The sequence below is a fragment of the Paraburkholderia sp. J8-2 genome (genome assembly GCF_905220195.1).
Lineage (GTDB): Bacteria > Pseudomonadota > Gammaproteobacteria > Burkholderiales > Burkholderiaceae > Paraburkholderia.
This window is the reverse complement of record NZ_CAJMZA010000001.1, coordinates 762,059-782,747: the sequence shown is the minus strand read 5'-3', so window position 1 is coordinate 782,747 and position 20,689 is coordinate 762,059. Positions and strand designations below refer to the sequence as shown.

General features: G+C 65.9%; 18 protein-coding genes. 15 read left to right on the top strand and 3 right to left on the bottom strand.

The annotated features are described in order from the left end of the window. Positions 1–92: 92 nt before the first annotated feature. The gene (locus U5A52_RS03375) at positions 93–374 is read left to right on the top strand and encodes a hypothetical protein (protein ID WP_321933937.1); all 282 of its coding nucleotides are present in this window, start codon (positions 93–95) and stop codon (positions 372–374) included. A 12-nt stretch (positions 375–386) separates the two neighbouring features. Here the strand turns inward: U5A52_RS03375 and U5A52_RS03370 are convergent, their stop codons facing one another. Continuing rightward, entirely contained in the window at positions 387–1,649 is a 1,263-nt protein-coding gene (locus U5A52_RS03370) for a helix-turn-helix transcriptional regulator (protein WP_321933936.1), read from the bottom strand. Between the two features lie 384 nt (positions 1,650–2,033). Between U5A52_RS03370 and U5A52_RS03365 the strand changes: the two genes are divergently transcribed. From U5A52_RS03365 to U5A52_RS03350, 4 genes are all read left to right on the top strand, one after another. Then, positions 2,034–2,261 carry a hypothetical protein gene (locus U5A52_RS03365; protein WP_321933935.1) on the top strand — a complete coding sequence of 76 codons (228 nt, stop codon included), beginning with the start codon at positions 2,034–2,036 and terminating at the stop codon, positions 2,259–2,261. A gap of 105 nt (positions 2,262–2,366) precedes the next feature. Then, a complete protein-coding gene (locus U5A52_RS03360; RefSeq protein WP_158760624.1) occupies positions 2,367–2,660 on the top strand; it encodes an H-NS family nucleoid-associated regulatory protein in 294 nt (97 codons plus the stop codon). Between the two features lie 596 nt (positions 2,661–3,256). Next, on the top strand, positions 3,257–4,858 hold the full coding sequence (locus U5A52_RS03355) for a peptide chain release factor 3 (protein WP_321914366.1): 1,602 nt from the start codon (positions 3,257–3,259) through the stop codon (positions 4,856–4,858). 237 nt (positions 4,859–5,095) lie between these two features. Continuing rightward, positions 5,096–7,459: a GNAT family N-acetyltransferase gene (locus U5A52_RS03350; RefSeq protein WP_321933934.1), complete on the top strand. Its 2,364-nt coding sequence runs from the start codon at positions 5,096–5,098 to the stop codon at positions 7,457–7,459. 20 nt (positions 7,460–7,479) lie between these two features. Here the strand turns inward: U5A52_RS03350 and U5A52_RS03345 are convergent, their stop codons facing one another. Beyond that, on the bottom strand, positions 7,480–8,025 hold the full coding sequence (locus U5A52_RS03345) for a hypothetical protein (RefSeq protein WP_321914364.1): 546 nt from the start codon (positions 8,023–8,025) through the stop codon (positions 7,480–7,482). Between the two features lie 224 nt (positions 8,026–8,249). Here U5A52_RS03345 and U5A52_RS03340 point away from each other — a divergent pair, with 224 nt between their 5' ends. Continuing rightward, a complete protein-coding gene (locus tag U5A52_RS03340) occupies positions 8,250–10,241 on the top strand; it encodes a tetratricopeptide repeat protein (RefSeq protein WP_321933933.1) in 1,992 nt (663 codons plus the stop codon). Between the two features lie 56 nt (positions 10,242–10,297). Here U5A52_RS03340 and U5A52_RS03335 read toward each other — a convergent pair whose 3' ends face one another. Beyond that, positions 10,298–11,131: an IclR family transcriptional regulator gene (locus U5A52_RS03335; protein ID WP_321914362.1), complete on the bottom strand. Its 834-nt coding sequence runs from the start codon at positions 11,129–11,131 to the stop codon at positions 10,298–10,300. 264 nt (positions 11,132–11,395) lie between these two features. Between U5A52_RS03335 and U5A52_RS03330 the strand changes: the two genes are divergently transcribed. The 9 genes from U5A52_RS03330 to U5A52_RS03290 all read left to right on the top strand — a co-directional run bounded on the left by U5A52_RS03330 (position 11,396) and on the right by U5A52_RS03290 (position 20,599). Beyond that, on the top strand, positions 11,396–12,478 hold the full coding sequence (locus tag U5A52_RS03330; protein ID WP_321933932.1) for a sugar ABC transporter substrate-binding protein: 1,083 nt from the start codon (positions 11,396–11,398) through the stop codon (positions 12,476–12,478). Then, the gene (locus U5A52_RS03325) at positions 12,475–14,073 is read left to right on the top strand and encodes a sugar ABC transporter ATP-binding protein (RefSeq protein WP_321933931.1); all 1,599 of its coding nucleotides are present in this window, start codon (positions 12,475–12,477) and stop codon (positions 14,071–14,073) included. Before U5A52_RS03330 ends, U5A52_RS03325 begins: the two co-directional genes overlap by 4 nt. Next, a complete protein-coding gene (locus U5A52_RS03320; protein ID WP_321933930.1) occupies positions 14,063–15,103 on the top strand; it encodes an ABC transporter permease in 1,041 nt (346 codons plus the stop codon). The genes U5A52_RS03325 and U5A52_RS03320 overlap by 11 nt, the downstream gene beginning before the upstream one ends. A 15-nt stretch (positions 15,104–15,118) precedes the next feature. Then, the gene (locus U5A52_RS03315) at positions 15,119–15,451 is read left to right on the top strand and encodes a UxaA family hydrolase (protein ID WP_321933929.1); all 333 of its coding nucleotides are present in this window, start codon (positions 15,119–15,121) and stop codon (positions 15,449–15,451) included. A gap of 39 nt (positions 15,452–15,490) precedes the next feature. Next, on the top strand, positions 15,491–16,795 hold the full coding sequence (locus tag U5A52_RS03310; protein WP_321933927.1) for a UxaA family hydrolase: 1,305 nt from the start codon (positions 15,491–15,493) through the stop codon (positions 16,793–16,795). A gap of 57 nt (positions 16,796–16,852) precedes the next feature. Continuing rightward, the gene (locus tag U5A52_RS03305) at positions 16,853–17,890 is read left to right on the top strand and encodes an aldo/keto reductase (protein ID WP_321933924.1); all 1,038 of its coding nucleotides are present in this window, start codon (positions 16,853–16,855) and stop codon (positions 17,888–17,890) included. A 3-nt stretch (positions 17,891–17,893) separates the two neighbouring features. Continuing rightward, on the top strand, positions 17,894–18,781 hold the full coding sequence (locus U5A52_RS03300; protein WP_321933921.1) for an amidohydrolase family protein: 888 nt from the start codon (positions 17,894–17,896) through the stop codon (positions 18,779–18,781). Positions 18,782–18,938: 157 nt separating this feature from the next. Continuing rightward, entirely contained in the window at positions 18,939–19,682 is a 744-nt protein-coding gene (locus tag U5A52_RS03295) for an SDR family oxidoreductase (protein ID WP_321933919.1), read from the top strand. 68 nt (positions 19,683–19,750) lie between these two features. Then, positions 19,751–20,599, top strand: coding sequence for an ureidoglycolate lyase (locus U5A52_RS03290; protein WP_321914353.1), 849 nt, complete (start codon positions 19,751–19,753; stop codon positions 20,597–20,599). The last annotated feature ends 90 nt before the right edge of the window (positions 20,600–20,689 follow it).

Genomic DNA, 20,689 nt, shown 5'->3' with positions numbered 1-20,689 from the left:
CACAGTGTGCGCTCGCGTCGATGCATCGCACATGGCTCGCGGCATGGCACAATCGCAACGTCGAAAAACTAGAAGCCCATCGGGTGCTCCAAATGACTCTTCCTGGTTCGTCGTTGTTCCGTTTGCGCAGATTGCCGTTCGTGGCAGGCGCGTTGACCTTGATCGCAGGGCTTGGTGCGTGCAGCAGCGGGCCGCCGCTGTTCCTGTCGGACGGCCGACCGACGGTCCAGGTCCAATGCCCGGCCTCGGGCGATCGCGATTCTTGCGCGCAGCAGGCGCGTGCTCGCTGCGCCGGCGCGGGTTACGACACCGTGACGTCATCGACCGACAACGGCAACTACACGCTCGTATTCGCTTGCCGCAAGGCTCAATAACCCTCGCGCCGCTCAGCCCTCGGCGGCGGCGCTTGTGCCACGCGCCGGCAGATTCAGCAAAAGGCGCAGCAGGTCAGGCTGGCGGCGCGTCGCCGTCTTCTGAAAGATCGATTGCAATTGTTTGCGCACGGTGTCGTGCTGCACGCCCACGTGTGCGGCGATCTCCTTCTGCGTGAGACCCTCCGCGAGCAACAGCGCGATACGGCATTCGGCCGGCGAGAGGTCGAAGGCCGTGGCGAGCACTCGTTCGTCGACTAGCGGCGCGGATCGCGGGTGATAAAAGGTCAGCGCCGCGAAGGCGCGCAATTCCGAGGCCGAGGGGTCGTCGGCCGTCACCACGTTGTAGAACGCGTAGAGCACCTCCTGCTGGCTCGCAGCAGGCTTCGCCAAGGCTTGCTCATGGCCCGGCTCGTCATGGGTCTGGCCGTGCGGGTGCGTTGAGGCGGCGCCGTCGGGTGCGAGCGTCGCGACCGTGCCTTCTACAGCGCCGACAATGCGTAACGCGCGAAAGCGCGCCGCTGCCGCCCGCGCGCCGCTTGTGCGGCTACGCAGCCTGGCCTCGCTTACGGCGATGTCCTCGAGCAGGCGCGCGTGGTGGGGCGCCGCGAGCGTGAGCCGCCGTCCGCGCACCCGCACGAGCGAGGTCGCTTTCAGAAGCCGCTGCGCGGGCTCGTTGCTATGGAGCACCTCGCCCAGCGCACTCACGAGCATGGCTGGCGGGCGTGAGCGGTTTGCAAGCGTGTCTGCGTTCAAGGTGAGGCGGCGCGTGTAAAGGCGCACCGCGCGCACGAGGTGCGGCGTGAGCCGCTCGAGCAGTTCGCGGTGCCCGGCCGGGAGCGGCCCGGCCTCGGCGCCCGCGCTGCACGCGAGCATGACCGTGAGCCCGTGCTGTTCGAGCAGCTTGCACAGCGCCGCGCAGTGATGGCCTTCCTCGAGCGGACCGAGTTCGAGGCCGGGTGCACAGTCGCCTTCTGCGCAGTCGAATTCCACGTCGCAATGCAGCCACTTGCCCGCCGGGAAAGCACGCAGCCATGCAAGGCGCGCGTCGTCGCGATAGAGCGGCCGAATGCGCTCCAGCGGTTCCGCACCGGAGAGGGCAAAACCGTCGCTCCAGGAAAAGAGATCGCGCTGCCGTTCAAAGGCAAACAGATGAATCGACGCCACGCCAATCGTTTCGCGCAATTGCGCGCAGAAATCCTTCCAGGCGCAAGGATTATCGAGTGTGTCGTAAATAAGGTGCAGCAGGCGATCGTATTGTGATTCGTTTGTTGTCACGCCATTCTCATAGTTCGCATTGTGAAAGACTATCGGCAGCAAAATGCGCTCCGCATAACGTTCCACAATTGAGGAATATACAGATGCAATACCCCCCGTTAATCTGCTTTCCGATATGGATGCGGATACAACCGTCAGCGTGGACGAGCGGCATTTGAATTTCCGTGCGGTATCCAACGGATCGGCGGGCTCGCTGGCCTTATTCTGGTCTGACAGTACGAACAAAAGCCGTAAATCCGCTGCGGCGTGCATTTTGTGCGGCCGGAAGGCGCGATTACCAAACTGACCGATTATCCGCTGCATGCGGAAAAGCGGCGATGCGATGAAAGTGAGTGCGCGCTATTTGCGCGCGCTCCATAAAACTTGTCATTACCGGGGGCAGCGATGAATCATCACCAACTCGAAAAGGACATTGAGCATCTCGAGCACATCATCGGGCGGCTCTCCGGGCGCGACCGTATTCCGCTCTCTTATTGGCGCGGCCGGCTCGAATCGGTTTCCAGTGAGAACCTCGTGCCTTCGCAGATGCTGCGCGTGAAGCGGCTCAACGAAGCGTTGCGTGCGCTCGAAAGCCGCCTGTCGCACGAATCGCTGCAGCAGCGCGAGCGCTAACGCTAACGTTTGCGGCAGTTTTGTAAAAAAGCGCCCCTTCATCGTCGCTCGTGCTCCAAACCGGTCACAATGGCAGTCTCGCGACCGAACTGGAGATGATGTTTCATGCCGAGCTACAAGCAACTGACCGCCCAGCTGGAGAAGCTTCATAAGGAAGTGGCTGCGGCGCGTGAAAAGGAAATCGAGCAGGCGATCGCCGAGATCAAGGAAAAGATCGCGGAGTACGACATCACTGCGGAAGAACTGGGCTTCGCGAGCCGGCGTGCAGGCCCCGCGCGCAAGAAAGCGCTGCCGGCCCGCTACATGAACCCGAAGACCGGCGAAACCTGGAGCGGCCGTGGCCGTGCGCCGGGCTGGCTGGCGGGCAAGAACCGCGAACGCTTTCTCATCAAGGAATAACGGGCCGATCCTCACCGGCCCATACAGGCAGGTATGCCGGGGTGCGCGAAGTACCCGTCGGCACCCGGCGGCACCCGGCGCAAGAGCCGCCCCGCTTCAAGCCTCCCGAAAAAGCTCACCTCACGCGCTGTGCCGCGCGCAGCGGCGTGCCGCAATGCGCAGGGCCAGAGCGTGAACGCAGCGGGCGCACGTCTGACGCGAAAGGGAATTTTCGTGAAAATGGGCGGCGTCTCGCGAGCGTGCCGGGTGCATAACAGCACCGACGACGCCCTCGCATCGAGGTCCTGTAAAAGCTCACCTGTGGAAAAGCGGCGCCAGCCTGCACGTCTAACCCGTTCGAGCCCCATCAAACCTTTAGTCGACGGGCCGAATGCCGTGTATCATTCGGTCCCGGCGCCTTTTCGCTTTAATTGCGCGGGCATTTCCGGGACATTCCCGATCGCTCGTGCTATTTGCCGCGCGTAGCGGTCCGCTCAGGGCCGCGGCAAGTGCGCGAAGCGTGACTTGAAAACGCGCCCGCAAGCGCCGCCGCGCTCGCCGCAACCCCCGCCGCGCGGCCCGGTTGCCCGAATTCATCAGTGATACCCGCCCTATCCATGTCAGTAGCCGAACTCAGACGCCGCCGCACGTTCGCGGTCATTTCTCACCCGGACGCGGGCAAGACCACGCTCACCGAAAAACTGCTGCTGTTTTCGGGTGCGATCCAGATCGCCGGTACCGTGAAAGGCAAGAAGAGCGGCCGCTTTGCGACCTCCGACTGGATGGAGATCGAAAAACAGCGTGGCATTTCGGTCGCAAGCTCGGTCATGCAGTTCGAGTACGGCGACGCCGTCATCAATCTGCTCGACACGCCGGGCCACGAGGACTTCTCGGAAGATACCTATCGTGTGCTGACGGCCGTGGACGCGGCCGTGATGGTGATCGACGGCGCGAACGGCGTGGAAGCGCAGACGCTCAAGCTGCTCGAAGTCTGCCGCAGCCGCAAGACGCCCATTCTCACGTTCATCAACAAGCTCGACCGCGAAGTGCGCGAGCCGCTCGACCTGCTCGACGAAATCGAGCAGCACCTGGGCGTGGCCGCCGTGCCGTTCACCTGGCCCATCGGCATGGGCAAGGAATTCCAGGGCGTGTACGACATCCAGCGCGACCAGGTGCGCGTGTTCCGCGCAGGCCAGGAGTCGCTTGGCGGAGCGGTGGAAACGCTGCAAAACATTAGCGAAGAAGAAGGTGAAGCGCGTTTCGGCTATCACTGGAAGCGCACCAAGGAAGAAGTCGAGCTGATCACGGGGGCGACGCCCACGTTCGATCGCGACGCCTTCCTCGCGGGCGAGCAGTCGCCGGTGCTGTTCGGTTCGGCCATCAACAACTTCGGCGTGAAGGAAATTCTCGACGCGCTGGTCGATCTCGCGCCGCCGCCGTCGCCGCGTATGGCCGTGCAGCGCCCGGTCTCGCCTGAAGAAACGAAGTTCACCGGCGTTGTATTCAAGGTGCAGGCCAACATGGATCTCGCGCACCGCGACCGTGTGGCGTTCATTCGCGTGTGCTCGGGGCATTTCGAGCGCGGCATGCAGTTGAAGGTCACGCGCAACAACAAGACCTTCCGCGCCAACAACGTGGTGAGCTTTCTGTCGCAGCGCCGTGAAACCGTGGCTGAGGCGTACCCTGGCGACATCATCGGTATTCCTAATCATGGCACGCTGAGTCTCGGCGACACGCTCACCGAAGGCGAAGACCTGCAATTCACGGGTCTGCCGTTCTTCGCGCCGGAAATCTTCCAGACCATCGAAGTGGTCGATCCGATGCGCGCAAAGCAGCTGGGCGAAGCGCTCAAGCAGCTTGGCGAGGAGGGCGCGATTCAGGTGTTCCGCCCGATCCACGGCGGCGCAACGATCCTGGGCGCGGTTGGCCAGCTGCAGTTCGAAGTGGTGTCGCACCGCCTCGCGGCCGAGTACAAGGTTGCCGTGCGCCTGATGCCCGCGCGCTATCGCCTCTCGCGCTGGGTCACGTGTGACGATCCCGCAGAGCTGCGCCGCTTCACCGATTCGTACGAAGCCCGCATGGCCTACGACGCCTCGAACGCGCCCACATACCTCGCCTCGCACGTCTCCGAAATCGAGGTCGCGCAAAAGGCCTGGCCGAAGATCGTGTTCAACGAACTGCGCGAGCATTCGGGCGCGCCGTTCCGCAAGTCGATGTAAAACACGCGGCGCGCTCGCGCCGCGTTTTCAAACCAGCGAAGTCCTTTCTCGCGCATCGTCGTGGCGCACGCCCCAGGGGGCGTGCGACGCCATGCCGCCGCATCTGCGCGCATACGCGCCGGGCGAAAAACGCGCATCGCCTGCGCGCTTGCCCTATCCTCTTCTCGTAGCGATAAACGAAGACAAACCGGCGCTTGCCCGTACGGCCAGCGCGTGTCCGACCGACGAGGAGTGCCTGTGACCGTACGCAATCTCGATGCGGTATTCCAGCCCAAATCCGTGGCCGTGATCGGCGCTTCGCAGCGCCCCGGCAGCATCGGCAGCATGGTGTGGCGGCGGCTGATCGAAGGCGGCTTCACGAGCCCGCTGTGGGCCGTCAATCCGCGCCATGCGGGCGACTTCGAAGCCTTCGACGGCCGCCCCGTGCTTGCCGACGCAGGCGATCTGCCTGAAGCGCCCGGCGTCGCCATCATCTGCACGCGGCCCGCCACGTGGCCCGCGCTCGTGCATCGCCTCGGCGGCATGGGCACGCGCGCGGCGATCATCGTCGGCGAGGTGCGCGACGAGGCCGATCAGGCCGACCTGCGCCACGCGCTGGCGGCGGCACGCCCGCATCTGCTGCGCATCGTCGGCCCCGGCAGTCTCGGCGCGCTCACGCCCGCGCTCAACGCGCAACTGGGCGCGGCGGCATCGATCGCGCGCAAGGGCGGCGTGGCGTGGGTTTCGCAGTCTAACGCCCTCACCAACGCCGTGTTGCGCTGGGCCGCGCCGCGCGGCCTCGGTTTCTCGCACGTGATCGCGCTCGGCGACGAAGCCGACGTCGATGTGGGCGACGTGCTCGACTATCTCGCGAGCGACCCGGGCACGCGCGCCATCCTGCTCGAAGTGGACACGATCCGCGCGGCGCGCAAGTTCATGTCGGCAGCGCGCGCGGCGGCGCGCAACAAGCCCGTGCTCGCGTTGCGCAGCGGCCGCGACGACAAGGGCGACGCGCTCTACACGGCGGCGTTCCGGCGCGCGGGCCTCGTGCGCGTCGATACGCTCGACGACCTGCTCGACGAAATCGAAACGCTTGGCGTGGGCCGCGTGGCCGCGAGCGACACGGCCACGCTCATCACGAGCGACCGCGGCGTGGCGACGCTCGCGCGCGACGCCTTCATGAAGGCCGGCGACACGCTCGCGCGTTGGGATGACGAAGCGCTTGCGGCCATCCAGGCCGCGCTGCCGCATGCTCAGGCGGGCAATCCGCTCGTGCTCGGCGACACCGCGAAGCCCGAGCACTTCGGCCTCGCGCTGCAAACGCTCGCCACGCACCGCTCGAGCGGCACGGCGTTCGTCGTGCACGCGCCCACCCACAGCGCGCCCGTGGACGCGGTGGCGCGCACGCTGATCGAGCAGCAGCGCTACGCGTATCGCGGCATGCTCGCGTGCTTCTTTGGCGGCGTGGACGAGAAAACGCGCGACGAGTTGCACGCGCACGGCATTCCGGTGCACACCACGCCGCGGCGTCTGGCGCGCGCGTTCGCGCGTCTCGTCGATTACCGGCTGGGCCGCGAGCTATTGATGCAGACGCCCGAAACGATGCCCGCCCAGGGGCCGGCCGCGATCGAGGCCGCTCAAGGCGAGGCGCGCGCGGCGCTGGCGGCCGGGCGCACGGAACTGAAAGGGGAAGAGGCGGGCAGATTGCTGGCCTTGTTCGGGCTCACCACGCAGGCGCAGGACGAGCCGGGTGTGAAGCCGGTGGTGGACGTGACGGTGGAGTTTCGCGACGACGACAACTTCGGCCCGGTGTTCCGTTTCGCCGCGCCTTCGCCGGACGATTTTTCGCCGCCGCTGCGTGTGTATAGCCTGCCGCCGCTCAATCCCGTGCTCTCGCGCGACATCGTCGCGCACTCGCCGTATGCGCGCTACACGGCGCCCGAGCCGACGCTGGCGGCGCTCACCGAGCTGTCGCAGTTCGTGTGCGAGGTGCGGGAGGTCGTGGGCTTGCGTTTGACGCTGCGCGTGCTGCCCGAGGCGGTCGTGGTTGTCGCGCCCTGCCTGCAGCTTGCGGAAAAGCGCAGCCGTTTCGCGATCATGCCGTATCCGCGGCGGCTCGAAGAAACGCTCGACTGGCACGGCGAGCGCCTCACGATCCGGCCGATCCGTCCCGAAGACGAGGACATGCATCGCACGTTCGTCGAATCGATGACGCCCGACGATTTGCGCTTGCGCTTCTTTTCGGCGGTGCGCAGCTTCGATCACTCGCAGCTCGCGCGCATGACGCAGATCGACTACGACCGTGAGATGGCGCTCATCGCAGTCGTGCACGGTGAAGACGGCCAGCCGCGCACGCTGGGTGTGGTGCGCGCGGTGGCCGACCCGGACAACGAGACCGCCGAATTCGCGGTCGCGATTCTGTCGAATCTCAAGCGCGGCGGCCTTGGCCGCCTGCTGATGGCGCGCATCATCGAGTACGTGCGCTCGCGCGGCACGCACTGGCTGCTCGGCGAGGCGCTGCGCGAGAACGCACCGATGATCGGCCTCGCGCGCGCCTGCGGCTTCACCGTCACGCCCACCGAAGACCCGGGCGTGGTCGGGTTTCGCATGCCGCTCGACTGAGCGGCAACTGAGCGGCAGCGTCAGGCGGCCAGCTTCGCGAGCGCGTCGTCGATCTGGCCGCGCGTGAGCGCAAGTTCTTCGAGCCAGGCTTCGCCGTACTGCGCGCCGGTTTCCTTCTCCAGCCGCGCGATGGTCGCGGCGCAGCGCGCGGCGTCTTTCGGCGTGGCAATGAACGCCTTGACCGACTGGCCGCCCTGGAAGGCCTCGAACAGCGGCGTGCGGATGTCGTCGGGCAGCGCGCGCGTGGTCCACTGGTGCGTCTTGCCGTTGAACGTGAGCGAAGGCGGCAGCACGCGTTCCTTGCGCGTGGCCGGAATCAGGCCGAAATTGCGCGCGGCTTCGGCGATCTGCTCGGCCGTGAAAAGCTCCTCGGGAGCGATCTCGAATTGCGCGATGGCGGTTTCGACGGTCTTCATCGCGTCGGCGCGGTCGTCGCGCTTTTTCTGCGCGCGCGCGACGATGTCGCGCAGCTCGTCGGCTTCTGCGGGCGTGATCGTGAAGCTCGCCTGTTTCTGCTGAAGCTCGGAAAAGCGCTGGAATTCTTGATCGGTCAGGAGTTTCGCCATGGGTTTTCGAATACGCGGCCGCCTTGCAAGGCGCACGGGTTTTTTGAGAGGGCCGCCATTCTAACCGTTTTGCGTGGCGGCCTTCCATTTGCGCGGAACGGGCAGGCATGCTCGCGCGGCGCACATGTAGGACGTGTCCGATTTCATCATGCGATGGCGCTCCCTATCATCGCCGGATGAACTCATCGCGCCCCTCATCTCAAGCCGATTCGCGTCCAGAGGCTTTGCTTCAACGCGGCATCGGGCACCTGAACGACAAAAAATACAGCTTCGCCGAAGCGCTGTTTCGCGAGATCCTCGCACAGGACCCGCATCATGCCGAAGCGCTCCATCAACTCGGCGTGACGCTCGCGCGGCAATCGCAGTTCGAGGCAGCCGAACACTGGCTGCGCGCGTCGCTTGCCCAGCGCGAAAGCGGGCCGTGCCAGCGCGATCTCGCTTGGGCGCTGCTATGGCAGGGCCGCGACGGCGAGGCGATCGAAGCGTATCGCGCCGCGATCGGCGCGGGCGTGCGCGAGGCGCGCGTGTTCAGCAACCTTGGCAATCTGCTCAAGAAGCGCAACTCGCTGTTGCAAGCCGAGGCCTGCTACCGCGAGGCCATTGCGACGGACGCCAGCTACGCGCTCGCCTACAGCAATCTCGCGATGCTTCAGCAGGACGCCGGCCAGCTCGAAGCCGCCGAGGCAAACCTCAAGCAAGCGCTCACGCTCGCGCCGAATTCGCCGCATCTCTGGCAGTGCTATGGCGGTTTGCTGGAGCGTCTGAACCGCATCGACGAAGCCGATGAAGCGTATTGCCGGGGCGGGCGCTGGGAGGCCGCGCAATTCGTGCGCCGCCGCGAGGCGCACTGGCAGCAGCTTGCCGAGATCGACGCGGCGGCGCTCGCCATGGTGTCGGCGGGCACGGCGGACAACCTTACGCCGTGGTGCCTGCTCGGCATTCCGGCGCTCACGCCGCAGTTGCATCGCGAAGCGGGGTTGCGCTTCGCGCAGAGCCGCTGGCGCGGGGAACTGGCCGCGGCGCCGCTCGTGGCGCGCGGCGCGGGGCTCGCCGCCGCGCTTGCACGCTGCAAAGCGGGCGAGCGGTTGCGCATCGGCTATCTCTCGGCCGACTTTTACGACCACGCCACGCTGCGCTTGCTGGCGGGCGTGCTCGAACTGCACGACGCCACGCGCTTCGACGTTCATCTGTACTCGTACGGGCCCGACCCCGACGCCGCAACGCGTGCGCGCTTCGCGCATGTGCCGGGCACGTGGCACGACATCGGCGCGCTGTCCGACGCCCAGGGGGCCGCCCAGATCGCGCGCGACGGCATTCACTTGCTCGTCGACCTGAAAGGCTATACAACGGGCGCGCGGCTTGGCATCACGGCGCTGCGGCCCGCGCCCGTGATCGTGAGCTGGCTGGGCTATCCCGGCTCGCTCGGCCACACGCGGCTGGCCGACTATCTCATCTCCGACGCCATCGTCACGCCGCCCGATTCAACCTCGCACTTCAGCGAGACACTGGCGCTGATGCCGCATTGCTATCAGCCTGTCGATCACCGCCGCGAGAGCGCGCCGCCGCCCTCGCGCGTGCAAGCGGGCTTGCCCGAAACGGGTTTCGTGTTTTGCAGCTTCAACCAGACCTTCAAGCTCAACGCGCCGATGTCGGCGTTGTGGGCGCGGCTGCTCAAGGCCACGCCCGGCAGCGTGCTCTGGCTGCTCGACCCGGGCTCGGTGCGCGCGAAAGCGAACCTGCGCAGCTTCTACGAAACGCAAGGCGTCGATCCCGCTCGCGTGATCTTCGCGCCGCGCGTGTCGCAGCAAGCGCACCTCGCGCGCCTGTCACTCGCGGACCTCGCGCTCGACACGCTGCCAGTGGGCTCGCATACCACGGGCAGCGACGCGCTCTGGGCGGGCGTGCCGATGGTGACGGCGCCGGGCACGTTGTTCGCGGGCCGCGTGGGCATGAGTCTGCTGCACACGGTGGGCCTCTCCGAACTCGTCGCGCGCGATCTCGACGCGTACTTCCAGAGCGCGCTCGGCTTTGCCACCGACGCGGCCTGGCGGGCGAGGGTGCGTGAAAAGCTCGCGGCCGCGCGTAGCGCGTCGCCGTTGTTCGACACGGCAGGATTCACGCGCGACTTCGAGCGACTCTCCATGGCGATTGTGGAGCGGGAGGCGCAAGGCATAACGGAGGAAACGGGCGGTCGTACGCCCGTGGTCGTGCAGTAGACGAGGCATGCGCCAGCATGAACCCGCGCCCGGCGGGCAGCACGCAGCGCTGAACGTTACGCCGCGCCGTCTTCGCGAAACATCGACAAGGTCTGCACGGTTGCGCTCAGCATTTGCGTGGCCTCGTCGAGCGAGGGCGCGACATAGTCGTCGATGCGCTTGAGGAACGGGCAGGTCAGCGCCGCGATCGCCTGACCCGAAGGTCCGAGCACAGGAAACGTCACGTCCGTCACGCCGAAAATCTGCTGGCTGTCCTTGCGCGAGAAGCCCACCTCGCGCACCTGCTCGCATGCGGTTTCCAGCGCCGCGTGATCGATCGCCACCTCGCCCTTCACCTTCGTATGCTCCGCGAGCATGTGCGCGCGCTGCTCCGGCGTTTGCCACGCGAGCAGCGTGCGGCCCGAACTCGTATCGACGAGGCCCACGCGCGAACCCAACCGCACGGCAATGCCCCACGTGCCAGGCCCGTCCACCTGTGCGATCACCAGCAGGTTGCCGCGGTCGTACACGGTGAGATGGCAGGACTGCTCGGCTTCGTCGGCGAAGCGCTGCATGAGCGGCAGCGCTTCGGAAATCAGGCGCTCCATGGGCGGGTGGCGGTGCGCGAGCGCAAAGAGCTTCAGGCTCAGCGCATAGCGGTCGCCGCCTTCCGAGCGGATCACGTACTGACGCGCCACCAGCCGCTCGAGCATGCGGTAGATCTCGCTCGCGTTGCGGCCTAGCGCCTTCGTGATCTCGGCGCGCGTCAAGCCGGCGCGTTGCTCCGCGAGCAGTTCGAGGATGTCGAGCCCCTTGTCCAGCGCGGGCGCGCGATAGCGATCGGCGTCGTCTTTCTCTTCGGCTTCTTCGGGCACGTTGTCCATCTGGCTTTTTTTCGCGTTCTTTTCCATCTGATCGTCCCCAGGGAAATCACGGACCCATGCTGCACTGCACATCGCTTGACCTTGTGATGTGCGTATATGAATAATACGTTCACTGGTGAATAAACACCAGCGTCGTCAGGTAGGGAAGAGGCAGTTGCAACGGGTCGCCGGCGCTTCGAGCATTCCACGTGGGCGCGGCGAACACATGTCATTCAACAAACGAGAGATCGATCGCGCCGGGCACTTAGTTGCCGCGATTAGTTGCCGCGATCGATCCAGAAGGAGACACACATGGCGTTCGCATCCGGGCTCTTGAAGGCCCGCCGCTCCACCGCAATTCACCACGCGCGCGGCGCCTTCGCCCGCGCCGCCACAACATCGCTTTGCATCGCCGCGGCCTGCGCTGCGGCGTTAGGCGCGTCGAGTGCGGCCAACGCCGCCGAACTCGGCAAGGTCGGCCTCGGTCTGCCGCTCCTGACTTCGCCGTTCTGGCAGTCGTACAACAACTACCTCGGTGCTTACGCGAAGCAGGACGGCATCGACGTTCTCGCGCCCGTGAACTCGAATAACGATCCCGCCCAGCAGATCACGGACATGAACAACATGATCAATCTGGGCGCGAAGGGCATCGTGGTCGGGCCGATCGATTCAGCCGCGATTAGCCGCGCGCTCGGCAATGCCGCCCAGAAAGACGTGAAAGTCGTGGCCGTGGACGTCGCGCCCACGCAGGGCAACGTCGCCATGGTCGTGCGCGCCGACAATCACGCGTACGGCGAGCAGGCCTGCAAATACATTGGCGAGCACGTGAAGTCGGGCAAGGTCGTGCAGATCATGGGCGACCTCGCCTCGGTGAACGGGCGCGACCGTTCGGAAGCGTTCCGCGCGTGCCTGAAGCACTACCCGAATCTGTCGCTGCTCGAAATTCCGGCGGGCTGGAAGGGCGACGTGGCGGCGAGCGCGCTGGACAGCCTGCTCACCGCGAACCCCGATGTGAAGGGCATCTACATGCAGGCGGGCGGCGTGTATCTCTCGCCCACGCTGCAAACGTTGCGCCGCAAGCAATTGCTCTTTCCCGCGGGCGATCCGAAGCACATCGTGATCGTTTCCAACGACGGCATTCCGCAGGAGTTCGAAGCAATCCGCAAGGGTGAGATCGATGCAACGGTTTCGCAGCCCGCCGACCTCTACGCGAAGTACGGTCTCTACTACATCAAGGCCGCGCTGGAGGGCAAGACGTTCAAGCCGGGCAAGACCGATCACGACAGCACCATCATCCAGTTGCAGTCCGGCATTCTCGAAGACCAGTTGCCGGCGCCGCTCGTGACGAAGCAGAACGTCGACGACAAGAACCTGTGGGGCAACACCGTCAAATGAACGATCGAACCAGCGATCGGACCGTAGCGGATACCGCGCCGCCGTGGGGCGGCGCGGTATCCGTGGGCAGCCGCGAGGCGGCTGCGCGGGCGCTCGAGCCTGTGGTCGAGGCGAGCGGCGTGACGAAGCGTTATGGCTCCACGGCGGCGCTCGCCGACGTGAGCCTGCGCGTGATGGCGGGCGAGTCGCATGCACTGGTGGGCCGCAACGGCGCGGGCAAGTCCACGCTCGTTTCGATCCTCACCGGACTGCGCAAGCCCGACGAAGGCACGGTGCGTTTCAACGGCGAGAGCGCGCCAGCGCTCGCCGACCGCGACGCCTGGCGCGAGCGCGTGGCCTGCGTGTATCAGCACTCGACCATCATTCGCGATCTCACGGTCGCGGAAAATCTCTTCATTAATCGCCAGCCACGGCGGCGCGGCGTGATCGACTGGCCGACCATGCGCCGCGACTCGCGAGCGCTGCTCGATCACTGGCGCATCGACGTGCGCGAGGACGCGCGCGCGGGCGACCTCACGGTCGAAGCGCGCCAGCTCGTGGAGATTGCGCGGGCGCTTTCGTATGGCGCGCGTTTCATCATCCTCGACGAGCCGACTGCGCAGCTCGACGGCGAGGAAATCAAGCGCCTCTTCCGGCGGATCGACGAATTGCAGCGCGAAGGCGTGACGTTCCTGTTCATCTCGCACCATTTGCAGGAGGTGTACGAGATTTGCCAGGCCGTCACGGTGCTGCGCGACGCGCGTCATATCGTGAGTGCGAGCGTGGCGCAATTGCCGCGCGAGAAGCTCATTGAAGCCATGACGGGCGAGCGCGGCGGCCTGAACGTCGCCGATGCGGCGGCGCGCGCGGCGCTGCCCGCCAACGCGCCGCGCGCGCTCGAAGTGCGCGGCCTCACGGGCCGCGACTATCACGACGTGTCGTTCACGCTAAAGCGCGGCGAAGTGGTAGGACTCACGGGCGCGACGAGCAGCGGCCGCACGAGCGTGGGCGAGGCGATTGCGGGACTCACGGCGCAGCGCTCCGGCGAGATCCGCGTAAAAGGCGCGCCGCTCACGCCCGGCGACGTGCCCGCGGCGCTTGCAAGCGGCATAGGTTGCGTGCCCAAGGACCGTCATCACGAAGGGCTCGTGCTCACGCAGTCGGTGGCCGAGAACGCTTCCATGACGATTGCGGGGCTGCTGGGGCGCTTTGGTTTCGCGCCGCCGGCGAAGAAGCAGGCATTCGGCAGGCGCATGATCGAGTCGCTCGGCATTGTTGCGCAAGGTCCGGACCACGTGGTTTCAGGTCTCTCGGGTGGCAACCAGCAAAAAGTGGTGATGGCGCGCGCATTGGCAAGCAGTCCCGACGTTCTCGTGCTGATCGATCCCACGGCGGGCGTGGACGTGAAATCGAAGGAAGCACTGCTCTCGGTCGTGGACCGCGTGCGCGACGAAGGCAAGGCCGTGCTGGTGGTGTCGAGCGAACTCGACGACTTGCGCACCTGCGACCGCGTGCTCGTGATGTTTCGCGGCGAAGTGGTCACCGAGATGGCGGCCGGATGGCAGGACCACGAACTGATCGCATCGATTGAAGGAGTCGATCTCCATGAAGAATAGTGTTTCGACGCCCGCGTTCGCGACGGCGCAGTCCAATGCGGCCGCGAACGCTCGCCGTGCCCGTCCGCGCATCGAACTGGCGCGCCTGCGCGATTTCGCGCTGCTGCCTGCGCTCGTGTTGTTGCTCGTGATCGGCGGCTTCGTGAGCCCGAGCTTTCTCACGCGCGCCAATCTCATCAGCGTGCTCGGCGCGTCCGCCGCGCTCGCGCTCGTGGTGCTCGCCGAATCGCTTATCGTGCTCACGGGCAAGTTCGATCTTTCGCTCGAATCGACCGTGGGCATCGCACCCGCCGTTGGCGCGATGCTCGTCATGCCGGCCGCGTCGGCGGGCTTCGGCACGCAGTGGCCTGCGTTCGTCGGGCTCGCCGCCATCGTGCTGGTGGGTGCGCTGATCGGCTTCATCAACGGCTTTCTCGTGGTGCGGCTGCGCCTGAACGCGTTCATCGTGACGCTCGCCATGCTGATCGTGCTGCGCGGGATGCTTGTGGGCGCAACGAAAGGCGGCACGCTCTTCGATATGCCTTCGTCGTTCTTCGCGCTCGCCACGACCATCGTGCTCGGCCTGCCGGTTTCTGTGTGGCTCGCCGCCGCTGCGTTCGCGATCGCAGCGTTCATGCTGCGCTATCACCGCGTGGGCCGCGCGCTCTATGCAATCGGCGGCAATCCTGATGCAGCGCGCGCCGCCGGTATCCGCGTGGAGCGCATCACGTGGGGCGTGTTCGTGCTCGGCAGCGTGCTTGCCGCGATTGGCGGCTTGATCGTTACCGGCTACGTGGGCGCGATCAATGCGAATCAGGGCAATGGCATGATTTTCACGGTGTTCGCGGCGGCGGTGATCGGCGGCATTTCGCTCGATGGCGGCAAGGGCACGATGCTGGGCGCGCTCTCGGGCGTGCTGCTGCTCGGGGTGGTGCAGAACCTGCTCACGCTCGCCCAGGTCCCGTCGTTCTGGATTCAGGCGATTTACGGAGCGATCATCCTCGGCTCGTTGATGGTGGCGCGGCTCGCGGGCGGCGAGGCACAGAACTAAAGGTGGAGACTCTCTGTGAACAGCAATGCACCCCATACGGACGCTCGCCTCATTCTGCTTGCCCCTGAGGACAACTGCCTGATTGCGGCGGCGCGCTTGACGCAGGGCGAGACCGTTGAGATAGAAGGCGAGCGCGTGACGCTCGCGAAGACGATCGAACTCGGTCACAAGGTGGCGCGCTACGCGCTCGCGAAAGAGGAGAAGGTGCTGCGCTACGGCGCACGCATCGGCCACGTGAACGGGCCGGTGGCGCGCGGCGAGCATCTGCACACGCATAACCTGGAAAGCGATTATCTGCCGACCTATACGCACGACGCAGGGCACGAGTTTGTGCCGCACAAGTCGTGACCTCATGATGCGGCATGCGCCCGGAGCAGGATTCAAGTTATGAGCCATAGCAACGTCACACCTTCACAAGCCGCCGAACCCATGATCGAAGGCTGGCTGCGCAACGACGGCCGCAAGGGCATTCGCAACGTGGTTGCGGTGGCCTATCTCGTGGAATGCGCGCACCATGTGGCGCACGAAATCGTCGCGCAGTTTCGCGAACCATTCGACGCTTTCGACGATCCAGGCAGGCAACATGAGCCGCCTGTGCATCTCATCGGCTTTCCCGGCTGCTACCCGAACAGCTACGCCGAGAAGATGATGAAGCAGCTCACTACGCATCCGAACGTGGGTGCGGTGCTGTTCGTGTCGCTTGGCTGCGAGAGCATGAACAAGCACTATCTCGTGGAGCAGGTTCGCGCGAGCGGCCGCCCGGTAGAAGTCCTGACGATTCAGGAAAAGGGCGGCACGCGCAGCACGATCCAGTACGGGCTTGACTGGGTGCGCGGCGCGCGCGCGCAACTCGCCGCGCAGAAGAAGGTGCCGATGCGTCTGGACGAACTCGTGGTCGGCACGATCTGCGGCGGCTCGGACGGCACGAGTGGCATCACCGCGAACCCGGCAGTGGGTCGCGCCTTCGATCAACTGATTGCGGCGGGGGCGGCCTGTATCTTCGAGGAAACCGGCGAGCTGGTGGGCTGCGAATTCCACATGGAGAGCCGGGCGGCCAGGCCCGAACTCGGCGCGGAGATCGTGGCATGCGTGGCCAAGGCGGCGCGCTATTACTCGATTCTCGGCCACGGGTCGTTCGCCGTCGGCAACGCGGACGGCGGGCTCACCACGCAGGAGGAGAAGTCGCTCGGGGCGTACGCGAAAAGCGGCGCCTCGCCGATCGTCGGCATCGTGAAGCCTGGCGACGTGCCGCCCACGGGCGGGCTTTATCTGCTCGACGTGGTGCCCGACGGCGAGCCGCGCTTCGGCTTTCCGAATATCAGCGACAATGCGGAAATCGCGGAGTTGATCGCGTGCGGCGCGCATGTGATCCTGTTCACGACGGGGCGCGGGTCGGTGGTGGGTTCGGCGCTTGCGCCCGTCATCAAGGTGTGCGCGAACCCGCAAACCTACCGCAATCTCGCTGGCGACATGGACGTGGATGCAGGCCGCATTCTGGAAGGCCGCGCAACGCTCGACGAAGTGGGGCGCGAAGTGTTCGAGCGCACGCTGGCGGTAGCGGGCGGCGAGCGCTCGAAGTCGGAAGGGCTCGGGCACCAGGAGTTTATCCTGACGTACAAGACCTTCGAGCCAGTCGGTCCCGCATGTCTGCCCGCCAGTGCGCGCGTGCCGATTGTCGAAGCCGTGAACTAAAACGTGCTTTCAAACCGTTTCGTTGTGGATACAACCATCTCCCGGAGGTGACGAGCCATGGCGCAAGAACAGCATCCCAAGGTGGCGCACACGCGCCGTATCGGACGCACGGCGCTCGAAGTGAGCGCACTGGGTCTAGGCACCGCGCCGCTCGGCGGCCTGTATCGCGACCTGACCGAGGAAGAAGCGCAGGCCACGGTCGACGCCGCGTGGCAAGTCGGCATCCGCTTTTTCGACACCGCGCCGCACTATGGCCACACCAAGGCCGAACACCGGCTGGGCGCGGCGTTGCGGCGCTATCCGCGCAACGAGTACGTGATTTCCACGAAGGTGGGCCGCCACTTCGTGCCGCGCACGCATCCGTACGACGGCAGCGAGGGCTGGCAAGACCCGCTGCCCTTCGAGGCGATCTTCGACTACACGCGCGACGGCATTCTTCGTTCGTTCGAAGACAGCCAGCAGCGGCTCGGCATTCCCGAGATCGACGTCCTGCTCGTGCACGACATCGGCCGCTACACACACGGCGAGCGCAACGAGCACTACTGGCGGCAACTGAGCGACAGCGGCTTCAAGGCGCTCGACGAATTGCGCAAGGCGGGCGCGATCAAGGCGATCGGCTTCGGCGTGAACGAACGCGAAGTGATACTCGAGGCCATGCAGGAATTCGATATCGACTGCGCGCTGCTGGCGGGCCGCTATACGCTGCTCGAACAGGCGCCGCTCGACGATCTGCTGCCGGAGTGCGAGAAGAAGGGTGTGAGCATTCTGCTGGGCGGCGCGTTCAATTCGGGCATTCTCGCGCATGGTCTGCTTGGCGAACTCAAGTTCAACTATGCCGATGCGCCGAAGGAAGTGGTCGAACGCGTGGCGCGGCTCGAAACGATTTGCCGGACCTACGACGCGCCGCTCGCGGCCGCGGCGCTGCAGTTTCCCTATGCGCATCCGGCCGTGGCGACCGTGCTCAACGGCGCGCGCAGCCCCCAGGAAGTGCGCGAGAACGTGGCCTCGTTCGAAACGAAATTGCCCCGCGAGTTGTGGCTCGCGCTGCGCGACAAGGGGCTTCTCGATCCGCGCGCACCGCTTCCGCAGGCTTGAGCCATGGCCACGATCGAACGGATCGACGCCCATCAGCACTATTGGGACCCCGCGCGCGGCGATTACGGCTGGCTCACGCCGTCGATGACCGCGCTCTATCGCGCGTTCGGCCCCGCCGATCTCGCGCCGCTGCGCGCGTCGTGCGGCGTGTCGCGCACGGTGGTCGTGCAGGCCGCGCCCACCGTCGAGGAAACGCGCTGGCTGCTCGATCTCGCGCGCAACGAGCCCTCGATTGCGGGCGTGGTGGGCTGGGTGCCGCTCGACGACCCGCACGTAGGCACGCTGATCGCCGAGCTTGCGCGTGAGCCGAAGCTGCGCGGCGTGCGGCCGATGCTTCAGGACCTCCCGGATGACGACTGGATCGCAACCGCCGATACCGCGCGCGGCATACAAGCGCTCATCGCGCACGATCTCGCCTTCGACGCGCTCGTTTTCACGCGCCACGCGCCCGCGCTCGCCACGTTCCTCGCGCGGCATCCGGATTTGCGGGTGGTGATCGATCACGGCGCGAAACCGCCCATCGAGGCTGGCGGCGCCAGCGGCTTCGCAGCGTGGTCGCAGGCCATCACGCGCTTCGCGCAGTTCCCGCAAGTGCATTGCAAGCTCTCGGGGCTCGCGACCGAAGCCGCGCCAGGCTGGGACAACGCCACGTTGGCGCCCTGGGTCGCGCATCTGTTCGCGTCGTTCGGTCCGCAACGCCTCATGTGGGGCAGCGACTGGCCGGTGCTGAACCTCAATGGCGACTACGAACGCTGGCACGCCTGCGCGCAACAGCTCACTAAAACGCTTTCGGCGGACGAGCGCGCCGCCGTGTTTGGCAGCAACGCCGCGGCTTTCTATCGGCTGAAGACCGACCTTACGACCAACCTTGAGGCCGGTCCAGCCGGTTAGACAACGTCCGCCGAACGCCACGAGGCGCGCCTGCGTCGCCATAATGGCCGTTTGCGTCATCCCGACTTCTTTCCGCGATTTCATCGCTCGATCGCGGCATGGGGCGCTTCCTGCAATGTCGGGTATCGCCGTGCCGCGCATCCAACCGGAGTGGCAGATGGTACAAAGACTGGCCGGCAAGACGGCCTTGATCACCGCAGCGGGCCAGGGCATCGGCTACGCGGCCGCCGAATTGTTCGCACGCGAAGGCGCGCGCGTGATCGCCACGGACCTGCGCATCGACGCGCTTTCGGCGCTACCGGTCGAGGCTCGCAAGCTCGACGTGCTCGACGGCGCAGCCATCACGGCGCTCGCGCAGGAACTGGGCGCGATCGATGTGCTGTTCAACTGCGCGGGTTTCGTGCACGCGGGCTCGATACTGGAAGCAAGCGAAGAAGATTGGGACTTCGCGTTCGATCTGAACGCGAAGGCGATGTACCGGACCATCCGCGCGTTCCTGCCGGGCATGCTGGCGAAGGGCGCCGGATCGATTATTAACATGTCGTCGGCGGCGTCGAGCGTGAAGGGCGTGCCCAACCGCTTTGTGTACGGCGCCTCGAAGGCTGCCGTGATAGGGTTGACGAAGGCCGTGGCCGCGGACTTCGTGACGCGCGGCATCCGCTGCAACGCGATCTGCCCGGGCACGGTGTCGTCGCCGTCGCTCGAGGAGCGCATCGCCACGCAAGCGGCGGCGCAGGGCACGACCGTCGAAGCCGCGCGCGCCGCGTTCGTCTCGCGCCAGCCGATGGGGCGCGTGGGCAAGCCCGAGGAAATCGCCGCGCTCGCACTCTACCTCGCCTCCGACGAATCGGGGTTCACGACCGGCCAGGCGCATGTGATCGATGGCGGATGGTCTAACTAGTTAGCTCCAAAATTCTCCCAGGCGATGCTGACCGACAGCAACGCACAGACACACGAGGAACACAGACGATGAAACTGCTTCGCTATGGCCCGAAGGGCCACGAAAAACCGGGCCTGCTCGACGCCGAAGGCCGCATTCGCGCGCTCTCGGGCAACGTGGCCGACATTGCGGGCGACGTGCTCTCCGACGCCGGTCTCGCGCAACTGCGCACGATCGACCCGGAAACGCTGCCGCTCGTCGAAGGCAATCCGCGTATCGGGCCCTGCGTGGGCCATATCGGCAAGATGGTGTGCATCGGCCTGAACTATGCCGACCACGCGGCCGAATCGGGCATGCCGGTGCCGAGCGAGCCGGTCGTCTTCAACAAGTGGACGAGCGCCATCGTTGGCCCGAACGACGACATCGAGATCCCGCGCGGCTCGAAGAAGACCGACTGGGAAGTGGAGCTGGGCGTGGTGATCGGCAAGCACGCGAAGAACGTGAGCGAGGCGGATGCGCTCAACTACGTCGCGGGCTACTGCGTGATCAACGACGTGTCCGAGCGCGAATGGCAGATCGAGCGCGGCGGCCAGTGGGACAAGGGCAAGGGCTTCGACACCTTTGGCCCGACCGGCCCGTGGCTCGTCACGCGCGACGAAGTGGCCGATCCGCAGAACCTCTCGATGTGGCTCGAGGTGGACGGCCATCGCTACCAGAACGGCAGCACGCGCACCATGATCTTCTCGGTCGCGAAGCTCGTTTCGTACCTCTCGGAGTGCATGAGCCTGCAGCCGGGCGACGTGATCTCCACCGGCACGCCGCCGGGCGTGGGCATGGGCGTGAAGCCGAACCCCGTGTTCCTGAAGGCGGGGCAGACCGTGCGTCTGGGCATCGAGGGCCTCGGCGAACAGCAGCAGAAAACGCGCGCGGCTGAGTAAGCGCCGCTGAAGCACGAAAACGCGCGCGAGGGGAGGCGGGGCAGACCCGCTTCCCCTCGCGCGCTTCGTTTTGCGGCGCAGGCCAGCGCA